This window comes from Streptomyces resistomycificus (assembly GCF_001514265.1).
In the GTDB taxonomy this organism is placed as follows: domain Bacteria; phylum Actinomycetota; class Actinomycetes; order Streptomycetales; family Streptomycetaceae; genus Streptomyces; species Streptomyces resistomycificus.
On the sequence record NZ_KQ948991.1, the window covers coordinates 793,329 to 805,837 of the forward strand.

Here is a 12,509-nt window from a genome sequence, read left to right on the forward strand (position 1 = left end):
ACACAGCCGACGTACACCGAACCCCGCCCAGAAGCCGACCCGCCCCAGAAGCCGACCCGCCCAGAAACCCCGTGCCCCGCACAGCCACCCCGGCCACAATGACCCCGTGCGGTACAGAATCCTGGGCGTCACCCAGGCCCAGGACGAGAACGGCACCGTCGTACCCCTGGGCGGCCCCCGCCTCCGCACCCTCCTCGCCGCCCTGGCCCTCCGCCCCGGCCGGGTCACCACCCCGGACACCCTGATCGACGAGGTGTGGGCCGACGCCCCGCCCCAGGACGCCCCGGCCGCCCTCCAGGCCCTCGTCGCCCGCCTCCGCCGTACCGCAGGCATCGGCAAGGACGCCGTCGTCTCCGAGCCGGGCGGCTACCGGCTCGCCGCGACCGAGGACGACGTGGACCTCCACGTCTTCGAGCGTCTGGTACGACAGGGCACCGCCGCCCTCGACCAGGGCGACCCCCACACCGCCGCCCGCACCCTCGACGCCGCCCTCGCCCTGTGGCGCGGCCCCGCCCTCGCCGACCTCCCCGACCGCACCGCGGCGGCCCGCCCGGAGGCGCTGCGCCTGACGGCGACCCGCACCCGGATCGAGGCGAACCTGCTGCTCGGCCGCGCCCAGGACGTCGTACCGGAGCTGACGGAACTGACCTCGGCGCATCCGTACGACGAACCGCTGCACGTCCTCCTCATCCGAGCCCTGCGCGACACCGGCCGCGCCGCCGACGCCCTCGCCGCCTACGACACCGCCCGCCACGCCCTCGCCGACGGCCTCGGCACCGACCCCGGCCCCGAACTCCGTGCCCTGCACACCGAGCTCCTCACCCCCACGGCGTCCGGGACCACACCGGCCGGGACCACACCGCCGCCCCACCCCCACCAACACCCCGACCGCACCGGGAACATCCGGCCCCGGCTGACGTCCTTCGTCGGCCGGGAACCCGAACTCGACGCCATCCGTTCCGCGTTGCGCAGGACCCGTCTGGTCACCCTCACCGGACCGGGCGGCTCCGGGAAGACCCGTCTCGCCGAGGAGGCCGCCGCCGCGCTCCCGCAGGCGTGGCTGGTCGAGCTCGCCCCGCTCGACCGGCCGGAGGCGGTGCCCGGCGCGGTGGTCAACGCGCTCGGCCTGCGTGAGACCGTGCTCATGACCAGCGAGCTGACCGCCCCGCAGGAAGACCCGGTCGCCCTGCTGATCGAGTACTGCGCCCCGCGCAGCCGACTCCTGATCCTCGACAACTGCGAACACGTCATCGGCGCGGCCGCCGACCTCGCCGAGACCCTCCTCACCCGCTGCCCCGGCCTCACCGTCCTGGCCACCAGCCGCGAGCCCCTGGGAGTCCCCGGCGAGGTGGTCCGCCCGGTCGACCCCCTCGTCCCGGACCAGGCGCACCGCCTGTTCGCCGAGCGCGCGGCCGCCGTACGCCCCGACGCGGACACCGTGCTCGCCGACCAGGAGGCCGTCGCGGAGATCTGCCGCCGACTCGACGGACTGCCCCTCGCCATCGAACTGGCGGCGGCCCGGCTGCGGCTGCTGACGCCCCGGCAGATCGCCGACCGCCTCGACGACCGCTTCCGCCTCCTCACCTCCGGAAGCCGTACGGTCCTGCCCAGCCAGCAGACGCTGCGCGCCGTCGTCGACTGGTCCTGGGACCTGCTCGACGAGCCGGAGCGGACGGTGTTGCGCGAGGTCTCCGTGTTCGCGGGCGGCTGGGACCTGGAGGCGGCGGAAGCGGTGTGCACCGGCCCCGTCACCGACCTGATCGGGGCCCTCGTCGACAAGTCCCTGCTCGTGGCCACCCCGAGCGAGCGGCCCGGTACCGCCGGCATGCGCTACCGCATGCTGGAGACCATCCACGAGTACGCCCTGGAGCGCGCCGCCGAGTCCCCTGAGCTGCGGGCCGCGGCCGAGCGTCGGCACCGCGCGTGGGTGCGCGCGCTCGTGGAGGAGGCCGAGCCGCTGCTGCGCTCCGCCGCCCAACTCCCTTGGATCTCCCGCCTGGAGACCGAGCTGGACAACATCCGCGCGGCCCTGCACCGTGCGCTGGCGGCCGGCGCCGAGGAGGAGGCAGGCGCCCTCGCCCTCGCCATGGGCTGGTTCTGCTGGCTGCGCAACTACCGCCGCGAGGGCGCCGAATGGGTGGCACGGACACTGAGCCTGGGCGCGACCCTGGACCGGTCCCCGGCCCCCACAACCGGCCCCCCGGCCCCCGCAACCGGCCCACCCGCCCCCGCCCCCGACCTCGTCGACGCCTACCTCGACGCTCCCGACGGTGAGCTCCACCACCCCCTGCACGGCCTGCGGATGAACCTCCGGATGATGCACCTCTTCCTCAGGTCCGAGATCGAACCCATGGCCTCGCGGCTGGACGAACGGATGCGGACGTACGTCAGCCGGGTGCGGCGGCACTTCGAGCGCGGTGGCCCGGACGCCGCCCGGCTGCCGGGCATCGTCTGGCCGCTGATGACCTTCCTGGTCACCGACTCGGTGGACGTCCGGGCCGTCATGGACGTGGCCGTCGCCAACTGCCGTGCCCACGGCGACGACTGGGCGGTCGCCGTGATCCTGATGTTCCGCACCCACATGGTCGTCGACTCGTCCGGCGGCATGCGGGGCGTGGACGGCGACCTCGCGGAGCTGCGGTCCCTGAGCCGGCGCGTCGGCGACCGCTGGGTGCGGGCCCAGGTGTGCAGCGCGGCCGCGGAGGCCGCCATGGCGCGCGGCCGCTTCGACGAGGCCGAGGGGGAGTACGAGGAGGCGCTGCGGCTCGCCTACGAGGTGGGGGCCTACGCGGAGACGCCCTTCCTCCTCGCCCGGCTCGCCGAGATCGCCTACCGCACGGGCGACCGGTCGGCCGCGCTGACCGCGCTGGACGAGGCGAGCACCGCCGCCGACCGCCACAGCGTCCCGGACAGCCGGGCGTTCGTCCTGCTCATGCGGGCCGAAATAGCGCTGGACGGCCAGGACACCGCCAGGGCGCGCGAGCTGCTGGAGGCGTCGCGGGCGGAGACCGGCACGGGCACCCCGCCGCCCCAGTTCCTGGTGATGCTGCGCGCGGTCGAGGCCATGGTGACGGTCGCGGAGTCGGGTCCGGAGCACGGCCTGCCGCAGCTGGTCGACGCCGTCCGCGAGGCGGTGGAGAAGCGGTGCGCCGACGTGGTCGTGGCGAGCCTCGTGGACGGCGTGGCCGTCCTGCTCGGCGACCTCGGCGACCTTCCGCGCGCGGCCCGCCTGCTCGCCGCCGCCGAGCGCTGGCGCGGTGGTGTTCCCCGCCCGACACCGGAGGGCGCGCGGGCCGAGCGCGCCGAGTCCGCGGTCCGTGTCGGGCTCGGCCCCGTACGGTTCGCGGCCGAGCACACCAGGGGCGCGGCCCTCACCCCGGCCGACGTCCTGGACGACCTCGCCGAGGCCCTGCGCCTGCGCCCCGTCCGCCGGGCGCCCTGAGCCTCCCGCACTCTCAGGAGCAGGTGAACCTGGACTCCGCCCAGTCCGCGAGCGCCAGGTTGTCGAAGTGGCTGTGCGGTTCGACCACCAGGCGTACGGTCTCGCGCCCGGCGAGGCCGACATGCACGGGCACCGCCGCGTCCCCGCCCTCGACCGTCCCGGACCGCCACAGCCGGACGCCGTCGGCGTAGACGGAGAAGGAGACCCTGCCCAGCCCCGCGGTCAGGTCGTCGACGCCGACGAGCGCGTCGTAGGCCGAGCACTCCCGGTTGAGGTCGACGGTGACGGAGGAGTGGCCGTGCACGGTCACGCCGTGCGCGTACCGCTGGTCGGCGACCGAGACGCCGTAGCGCTGCCACACCCAGCTGCTCTGACCGATCCGCATCTCGGGCTCGGTGCCGTCGCCGGTGATGTCGTACGACAGCTCGCTCCACCGGTAGACGGCCGGAGCGGGCGGGGATGTCGGGGTCGGCGTGGGGGCGGGGGTGATGGTCGGTGTCGGGGCCGGCGTCCGGGGTGGAGCGGTGGTTCGCGTGGGTGAGGGCGTCGGGCGCGGTGGTGAGGGGGTGGGAGTGGAGGTCGGCGTCGCGGTGCGGGCAGGGGGCAGGGCGCGGGCGACCACGGGTGGTGCCGGCTCGGGTGCCGCGTTCGGTGGCGTGGGGGTGTTCCTCGCGGGTTCGACCGCCGGAGCGGACGCGGGCGGCTTGGAGTCCGGCTTCCGGCTCGGGCTGTCGTCACCGATCAGCGCGAGCGCCACCGCGGCCGCCGCCACGGCCACCACACCGGCCGCGACACCGGCCTTCACGGGCGCCCCCAGCCCTTCGGAGACCGCCGCACCGCTACCGGCGCCCGCTCCGCCGGACGAGCCGCCGCCCGCGGCAGCGGCCGCCCCAGCCGCACCTGCCGCGCCCGCTCCGGCACCGCCGGCGATGAGCCCGGCCGCCTTGGCGTACCCGGCGGCTCCGAACCAGCCGATGACCGCGACCGGCACGACGGCGGGGATACCGCCGGCGACCTCCTTGATCTGGCCCGCGGCCAGCCGGCACTTGGCGCACTCCTCCAAGTGCTTGCGCAGACCGCGTTCGGCGCGGGTGCGCAGCCCGCTGCGGGCGTACGCGCCGAGCCGGTCGGCGTAGCGGGCGCACTCCTCGTCCTCGGCGAGGGCGACGCTGACATGGGCCTGGAGGTAGGCCTGCCTGAGGCCCTCGCGGGCCCGGCTGGCCAGCACCCGGGTGCCGTTGGCGTCGAGCCCGAACAGGGTGGCGACGTCGCTCGGCGACTCGTCCTCGACCTCGGTGTGCCACAGCACGGCCTGCCAGCGCTCGGGCAGCGACCGGAAGGCCCGCATGGCCATCGACTGCTCGGCCTCGTGCATCGCCCGCACGTCGGCTCCCAGGTCGAGGCCCGCCCCGAAGGAGCCGAGGGAGGCGGTGTCGTCGGGGATCTCCGAGACGCGCGCGGACTGCGCGGCGAACACCGCGAAGTCGTCGACCAGTTGCTCCCGTTTCGCGGACTTCGTCCAGCTCGCGGCGACCCGTCGGACGGTGGTGAGCAGATACGCGCGTACGGCGTGCTCGGGGCCGGATCCGCCGCGCACCGCCTGGAGCATGCGGGCGAAGACCTCGGCGGTGAGGTCGTCCGCGGTGTGGCCGTCGCGGCAGCAGGTGCGGGCGTAGCGGCGCACCGCGTCGGCATGGCGCCGGTAGAGCGCCTCGTAGGCGGTGTCGTCGCCCGCGCGCATCCGCTGGATCAGGTCGGCGTCGGAAGGGGGCAGTTCCCTCGGCGGCGGCAGGACGCCGCTGTCCTCGCGCCGGTCGCGCTGCGCCGGCACGCTGCCCTCCACGGGCTCGCCGCCCTGCGCCGGGATGCCGCGCTCGACGCGCGCGAAGTCGCCGGCCGTGGGTCCGGCTCCGAGCGGCTCGCCGCCGTACGGGACATCGGGGCGGCTGCCCTGGCTCGGCACCTGGGGCGAGGCCGCGCCGCCGGACTCCGCGTCGTCGTCACCGAGTGACTCGTCCCGCCCGTCAAAGCTCATCGCGGAAGCCCCCGCCGCCAGCCCAACCAGTCACGCCAGTCCCGCCAGTCCCGAACACCGGGTCAGAGTGCCATATTGGCTTTTGTTCAGGACCCCTCAGTGCGGCCCATCCACTCGTCCGTGGGGACTCACCGCACCGCAGTGCTAGCGGCCATCCGCACAGGGAAGGCTCAATGACCGCCCACAGCACGGGAGTTGACACACACGCCCCGAAATTCCCGACTCGGCGTCGGGCACGGACGAAGGCGCGGGCGCCGAAGCACCCGCGCCTCACCGTCACCTGTTCGAGTCACGGTCACCGGACGGCGAGCGCCCTCAGACCGGCCGGGACCGCAGCCCCTCCAGCAGGATGTCCAGCAGCCGCGCCGAGGCCGCCGCCTGCTGTGCCGGGTCGGGCAGCGAAGGCGCCGCCGTGGCGATCACCAGCAGAACGTCAGACACCGACACGTCGGCCCGCAGCTCACCCGCGGCCCGCGCCCGGTCCACGAGCCGGCCGACGACCTCGAGCAGCTGGGCCGCCCCCGCGTCGTCGTCACCGGACAGCACCGAGGAGTCCCCCGGCACCAGCCGCAGCTCCCCGGCGCCCGACTGGGTCCGCTGCTGCGGCACCCGCGCCTCGTCCGGCGCACCCTCGTCCGCCACACCGACCCGCAGCACCTGCGGCGGCAGCAGCCGCCCGGCGCCCGAGGCCACCGACGTCCGCAGGAAGCGCGACAGCGCCGACCACGGCTCGTCCTCCTGCCCGAGCGCCGTACGCGCCTGGTCGGTCAGCCGGGAGGTCTCCTCCTCGGCTATCCGTCGCACCAGGACGTCCTTGCTCGGGAAGCGCCGGTACACCGTGCCGACACCGACCCTCGCGCGCCGCGCCACGTCCTCCATCGGCGCGCCGTAACCCAGCTCGCCGAAGACCTCGCGCGCCGCGCGCAGTACGTGCTCCAGATTGCGCTGTGCGTCCACGCGCAGCGGCGTCGTGCGCGCACTGTCCGCGCGCCCGCTGCCCACCGCCGCGCTCATCGTCGATCCCAACGCTCCGCCCATCGCCCCGCCACCGGGTGCGATGGCCGACGCGGACGACCAATGAGAGTCCTGAACATGCATAAGTGATCCCCCGGTAATGACGTCTCCCCCCGGAGACTCTCCCCGCCATAGAAAGCCGGAGCGAACGGGAAAAACCACGCTTCCCGGACCCGCCCGTCGCGGACCCGAGGGCGCATCCCCCTACACCCCGTCGACACACGAACATAGTTGAGTGAGGGTCAATTCAGAAGGGGCACGTTCCGCACGGGGCGCCCCCCGATCGGAGTACGGGTCGTATACGTCCCGATTGCACCCCGTCCCACCACTCGGTACACCCTATCTGACCTGCGGTCTTTCCTCGCCCTCCGAGGATTCGGCCAACCCGGCGCGCGGCCGGCTCGCCGTCACACAAATTGTCGAGCCTGTGGACAAACGCAAGCGTCGGGTGCGTCATGGGATGGTGAAGGAACGTGCGCGCATTCTGGTTGTCGGCGGCGGCTACGTCGGGATGTACACGGCCCTGCGCCTCCAGGAGAAGCTGAAACGGGAACTGGAGCGGGGCGACGTGGAGATCACCGTCGTCACGCCCGACCCGTACATGACCTATCAGCCGTTCCTGCCCGAGGCGGCCGCCGGCTCCATCTCCCCCCGCCATGTCGTCGTGCCGCTGCGCCGCGTCCTCGACCGCTGCCGGATCGTCATCGGCGAGGTCACCTCGATCGACCACGCCAAACGCACCGCCGCGCTGACCACCCTCGCCACCGAGGAGGACGGCACGGGCGCCGAGCAGCTGACGTACGACGAGCTGGTCCTCGCTCCCGGCTCGGTCTCGCGCACCCTGCCCATCCCCGGTCTCGCCGAGCACGGCATCGGCTTCAAGACCGTCGAGGAGGCCATCGGCCTGCGCAACCACGTCATCGAGCAGATGGACATCGCCTCCTCCACCCGCGACCCCGCCGTCCGCGACGCGGCACTCACCTTCGTCTTCGTCGGCGGCGGCTACGCGGGCGTCGAGGCCCTCGGCGAGCTGGAGGACATGGCCCGCTACACCGCGCGCTACTACCACAACGTCCGGCCCGAGGACATGAAGTGGATCCTCGTCGAGGCCTCGGACCGCATCCTGCCCGAGGTCGGCGAGGAGATGGGCCGCTACACGGTCACCGAACTGCGCCGCCGCAACATCGACGTACGCCTGAACACCCGGCTGGACTCCTGCGCGGACCGCGTCGCCGTCCTCAGCGACGGCGCCCGCTTCCCCACGCGTACGGTCGTGTGGACGGCCGGCGTCAAACCCCACCCGCTCCTCGCCGCCAGCGACCTCCCCCGCAACGAACGCGGCCGGCTCACCTGCACCCCGGAGCTGAGGATCGAGGGCACCACGCACGCGTGGGCGGCGGGAGACGCCGCCGCCGTCCCGGACGTCACCGCTGAGGGCCCCGCCAGGGAGACGGCCCCCAACGCCCAGCACGCGGTCCGCCAGGCCAAGCTCCTCGGCGACAACATCGCGCACTCCCTGCGCGGAGAGTCCCTGGAGACGTACTCCCACAAGTACGTCGGCTCGGTCGCCTCCCTGGGGCTGCACAAGGGCGTCGCGCACGTCTACGGGCGCAAGCTGAAGGGCTACCCTGCCTGGTTCATGCACCGCGTCTACCACCTCAGCAGGGTGCCCACCTTCAACCGCAAGGCCCGCGTCCTGGCGGAATGGACCCTGTCCGGGCTCTTCAAGAGGGAGATCGTCTCCCTCGGATCGCTCGAACATCCCCGAGCGGAGTTCGAACTCGCGGCCGGTGGAAAGCCTTCTCATGACCCGACGGACGACCCGAAGGGGTCGTCCTGACCGGACCGAGGAACTCCGGCCGCGGGGTAGGCGTCTGACGGATGTCGCGCAGGGCGGCCGCCCTGCCAGACTGTTCCCGACTTCCGACGGACAGACCCGCCCCTCGAACCCGCTTCGTCCCTCTTCGAACCGACCTCGATCCCCTTCGAACTCCCTCGCCCCACTTCGCACCACGAGGCTTTCCCGACAGTGCTGCAACCCCGGGGTGCCACCCCCCGAACCCCCGACCGGGTCCGGAGCCGGCCGAACACGCCGCAGACGACGACACGAGGCAAGGATTCGTGAACTTCACGCGCTGGAGCGCCCGGCTCCCCGGAACTCAGCGCCGCGCCGCAGCGCGGACCGACCACCAGGTCACCCCGGACCGGCGGCCGGACGGCACGGGCTCGGTCCCCGCGGCCCGCGCCGAACAACTCACCGGTGACGCTCCGCCCGTCCCCGCCGTCGACGACCTCCCGGTGCGTGAGGTGCTCGACCGCGTCCCCGCCCTCGTCGCCCTCGTCCACGGCCCCGACCACCGCCTCGCCTACGTCAACGACGCCTACGTCACGGCCTTCGGCCCCCGCCCCACCGGCGACCCGGCCCGCGAGGCCCTCCCGGAGCTCGACGAACTCGGCCTCCTTCCGCTCCTCGACCAGGTCCTGCGCAGCGGCAAGTCCCGCACGGTCAAGTCCCGCAAGGCCCGCGGCGGCCGCTCCTACGCCTTCACCTGCACCCCGGTGGCCGAAGGCGACGGCGGCGTCCTGGTCTTCGCCAACGACGTCACCGACCACGCCGAAGCCGCCGAACGCCTCAGAGCCAGCGAACGCCGCCAGCGCGAGACCGCCGTCACCCTCCAGCGCTCCCTGCTCCCCCAGGAACTCGAGGAACCGGACGACCTCCGCGTCGCCGCCACCTACCACCCCGGCGGCACGGAAGCCGCGGTCGGCGGCGACTGGTACGACGTGATCACCCTCGGCGGCGGCCGCACCGCCCTCGTCATCGGCGACGTGATGGGCAGGGGCGTGCGCGCGGCGGCGGTCATGGGCCAGCTCCGCACGGCGGTCAGGGCCTACGCCCGCCTCGACCTCCCTCCGCACGAGGTCCTCCAGCTCCTGGACGGCCTCGCCACGGAGATCGACGCCAACCAGATCGCCACCTGCGTGTACGCCGTCCACGACCCGAACGAGGGCAGGCTGGTGTACGCCTCGGCCGGCCACCTGCCCATCCTGGTCCGCGACGAGAGCGGGGTGGTCCAGCGCGCCGACGAGCCCACCGGCCCGCCCCTCGGCACCGGCGGCTGGATGCACGCCTCGGGCTCGATCGCCCTCGGCCCCGGCTCCACGGCCGTCCTCTACACGGACGGCCTGGTGGAACGCCGGAACGAGGATTTGGACGAGGGCATCGCGTCCCTGGAACGCGCCCTGTCCGGCGCCACGGGCACTCCCCAGGTGGTCTGCGACCGCCTGGTCCGCGCCGCCGGGGTGACCGCGGAGCACGACGACGACGTGGCCGTCCTGGTCCTCCAGCACCCGGCCCGCACCGGGCCGGACAGCGAGCTCTTCCGCAACGCGGCCCTGGAACTCCTGGGCGGCGTGGAAGCGGCCCCACGCGCGCGTGCCTTCGCCTCCGGCGTCCTGACCAGCTGGCGGTTCCCGGTGGAACTCCACGACCTGGGCGTCCTGGCCGTGAGCGAACTCGTCGCGAACTCCCTGCAACACGGCACCCCACCGATGCGGCTGCGCCTGCGCCGCACCGACCGCCGGCTGATCGTCGAGGTCACGGACGGCGACGACCACCTCCCGCGCCGCCGCCGAGCCGAACCCGGCGACGAGTCCGGCCGGGGCATCGCGATCGTCGCGACGATCGCCTCGGCATGGGGGTCCCGCCGGACGCCGGGCGGCGGCAAGGCGGTGTGGTGCGAGTTCGCCCTGCCGGGCGTCGCGAAGGTGAGCCGGCAGGGCGCTTAGACGAGGACGAGGGATCAGGCGCTTGCGCGGGCCTGGTCCGCCGGAGTCGGCCCACCCTGGGCCACCACCCGGCTCCTCGCCTGCCACGGATGATCCTGGACGGCGGTGAGCTGCCGTCCCAGCCGCACCCCGAGGACCGTGATCCCCAGCGAGAACAGCAGGAACGTCACGATGTACGGGGCGTGCAGCGAGGCCCCCATGGGCCCGCCCACGGCCGGCCCCACCGCCAGCGCGAGCTGCTTGACCAGCGCGAACGCGGAGTTGTACTGCCCCGCCATCCCCTCCGGCGCGAGATCCGCGACCAACGGGGCCACCGTCGGCGACAACATCGCCTCACCCAGCCCGAACAGCGCGTACGTCGACACGAACGCGGCCGTGGCCATCTCCTGGCTGCCGTGCCCGAGCCCGGCGTACCCCGCCGCGACCCACGCGACGGCCCAGATCAGGCCGACCGCCGCGATCACCCGCGACCGCCTCCGCCGCTCCACGAACTTCAGTACGGCGAACTGCGCGACCACGATCATCGCGGTGTTCGCGGCCAGCGCGGTACCGAGAGCGGACGTGGAGATCCCGGCGGCCTCCACGCCGTAGGCACTCAGCCCCGACTCGAACTGTCCGTAGCAGGCGAAGAACAGCACGAAGCCCAGCACGCACAGCTGCACCATGGCCCGGTTGCCCAGCAACTGCCTCCAGCTGCCCTTGGCCGTACCCGTCTGTCCCGGGGCGTCCTCGAACCGCGGTGAGTGCGGCATCCGGACGGTCACCATCACCACGGCCAGCAGCAGGAACATCGCCGCCTCGATCGCGAACAGCAGGGTGAAGGACGAGACGTGGGTGGTGTCGACGAGATGGCCGCCGATGAGCCCGCCGACACCGAGCCCCAGGTTCTGCAGGAAGAACTGCATCGCGAAGGCACGCGAGCGGGTGTCGGCCGTCGAGCAGTCCACGATCATCGTCGCCAGCGCCGGCTGCATCACGGCCTGCCCGGCCCCGAGCGCGGCCGCCGACAGCAGCACCGTCGTCGCGTTGCTCGCCAGCCCGAGGCTCAGGGCCCCCAGAGCGGCGGTGACCAGGGCGGCGAGCAGCACCGGGAGCGGGCCCCGCCGGACGATGGCCCGACCGGCGAACGGAAGCACGATCAGCGCCGCCACGGCGAAGACGGCGAGGACGAGCCCCGCCGTCATGGCCCCCAGTCCCCGGACCTGCGCCACATAGACGTACAGGTAGGGGACGGTGAAGCCGAGCCCGAACGCGCTGAGTGCGTTGCCCACGTGAATCCGGCGCATCGCTGCGCCCATCGCCCTGGTCACGTTCACCTCTCTCGAGATAGTTGGTTGTCCTCAGTAGTTAGGACTGAAGACTTCGAAGCTAAAGTTCGAAGCTAAACAGTACACGCCGAAGGACTTCAACGCCAAGCAGGCCCGTGCCATACTGCGGTCCATGGGCGACACCCCCGGCGGACTCGGCGAGCCGACCCTCGAAGAGCAGATCGCCGCCTACCAGCGCGAGTTCCAGGACCTCGACCCCCAGGTCGAGAAGATCGTCTCGGCGCTGTCCCGTCTGAACCGCCGTATGAACGTCGCCTACGGTCGCCAGACCGCGGACCTCGGCATCAGCAACGCCGAGTGGGAGGTCCTCAAGGCCCTCGTTCTCTCCGGAGCCCCCTACCGCCTGGGGCCCAGCGACCTCGCCAAGCGCCTGGGCCTCACGCCGGCCGCGATGACGCACCGCATCGACCGCATGGTCACCGAGGGTCTGGTCACCAGGGAGCGCGACGAGTCCAACCGCGTCCGCGTGATCGTCGAGCTCACGGGGGAGGGCCGCGAGAAGTGGCTGGAGGCGATGCGCCTCGCCACGGTGTTCGAGGAGGACCTCCTCCAGGACCTGTCGCAGGAGGACCGCACGGCCCTCGGTGATGTCCTCACCCGCCTGTTGCGCAGGGTGGAGCACGCCCAGCCGGACGCCGGCGGCCGCCTCACCGACCTGGACTGACTCCGCCAGGAAAAGATCTTGACAGGCGTTGCTTGACAGCCCCCTGCTCGATCCGTAGAGTTCTTCGGGTTGCCGCAGAGCCGTAACGGTTCTCCGACAGCACCTTCCGCCGCAGCAGCGGCAAACAAACCACAGCACGATCTCCCTCGGGGTTGAATTCGGCGTGCCCGAATTCAATTCGATTTGGGCCCGGCAGCTCGATTAGGAACTGCCGAGAGGATCCGCTAAGGTTTGAGA

The 12,509-nt window shown here is 73.0% G+C and carries 7 protein-coding genes; 4 read left to right on the forward strand and 3 right to left on the reverse strand.

Features of this window, described 5'->3' with window-relative positions; all coding sequences use genetic code 11:
* Positions 1 to 106 precede the first annotated feature (106 nt).
* On the forward strand, positions 107 to 3,442 hold the full coding sequence (locus AQJ84_RS18155; protein ID WP_059198841.1) for an AfsR/SARP family transcriptional regulator: 3,336 nt from the start codon (positions 107 to 109) through the stop codon (positions 3,440 to 3,442).
* 13 nt (positions 3,443 to 3,455) lie between these two features.
* Here AQJ84_RS18155 and AQJ84_RS18160 read toward each other — a convergent pair whose 3' ends face one another.
* Positions 3,456 to 5,477, reverse strand: a complete 2,022-nt coding sequence (locus AQJ84_RS18160; protein WP_053190420.1) for a sigma-70 family RNA polymerase sigma factor — start codon at positions 5,475 to 5,477, stop codon at positions 3,456 to 3,458.
* Positions 5,478 to 5,792: 315 nt separating this feature from the next.
* Positions 5,793 to 6,575, reverse strand: coding sequence for a TetR/AcrR family transcriptional regulator (locus AQJ84_RS18165; protein ID WP_079022610.1), 783 nt, complete (start codon positions 6,573 to 6,575; stop codon positions 5,793 to 5,795).
* 376 nt (positions 6,576 to 6,951) lie between these two features.
* Between AQJ84_RS18165 and AQJ84_RS18170 the strand changes: the two genes are divergently transcribed.
* The gene (locus AQJ84_RS18170) at positions 6,952 to 8,331 is read left to right on the forward strand and encodes an NAD(P)/FAD-dependent oxidoreductase (RefSeq protein WP_030045733.1); all 1,380 of its coding nucleotides are present in this window, start codon (positions 6,952 to 6,954) and stop codon (positions 8,329 to 8,331) included.
* A gap of 281 nt (positions 8,332 to 8,612) precedes the next feature.
* Positions 8,613 to 10,280: an ATP-binding SpoIIE family protein phosphatase gene (locus AQJ84_RS18175; RefSeq protein WP_030045732.1), complete on the forward strand. Its 1,668-nt coding sequence runs from the start codon at positions 8,613 to 8,615 to the stop codon at positions 10,278 to 10,280.
* A 14-nt stretch (positions 10,281 to 10,294) separates the two neighbouring features.
* Here the strand turns inward: AQJ84_RS18175 and AQJ84_RS18180 are convergent, their stop codons facing one another.
* On the reverse strand, positions 10,295 to 11,578 hold the full coding sequence (locus AQJ84_RS18180; protein WP_198536266.1) for an MFS transporter: 1,284 nt from the start codon (positions 11,576 to 11,578) through the stop codon (positions 10,295 to 10,297).
* A 142-nt stretch (positions 11,579 to 11,720) separates the two neighbouring features.
* Between AQJ84_RS18180 and AQJ84_RS18185 the strand changes: the two genes are divergently transcribed.
* Positions 11,721 to 12,272: a MarR family winged helix-turn-helix transcriptional regulator gene (locus AQJ84_RS18185; protein WP_030045730.1), complete on the forward strand. Its 552-nt coding sequence runs from the start codon at positions 11,721 to 11,723 to the stop codon at positions 12,270 to 12,272.
* Positions 12,273 to 12,509 lie beyond the last annotated feature (237 nt).

Excerpts from the sequence above, each read along its gene's own strand:
- AQJ84_RS18160 (WP_053190420.1), bottom strand. The coding sequence starts at position 5,477 with ATGAGCTTTGACGGGCGGGACGAGTCACTCGGTGACGACGACGCGGAG.
- AQJ84_RS18180 (WP_198536266.1), bottom strand. The coding sequence starts at position 11,578 with ATGGGCGCAGCGATGCGCCGGATTCACGTGGGCAACGCACTCAGCGCG.
- AQJ84_RS18170 (WP_030045733.1), top strand. The coding sequence starts at position 6,952 with ATGGTGAAGGAACGTGCGCGCATTCTGGTTGTCGGCGGCGGCTACGTC.
- AQJ84_RS18165 (WP_079022610.1), bottom strand. The coding sequence starts at position 6,575 with ATGCATGTTCAGGACTCTCATTGGTCGTCCGCGTCGGCCATCGCACCC.
- AQJ84_RS18185 (WP_030045730.1), top strand. The coding sequence starts at position 11,721 with ATGGGCGACACCCCCGGCGGACTCGGCGAGCCGACCCTCGAAGAGCAG.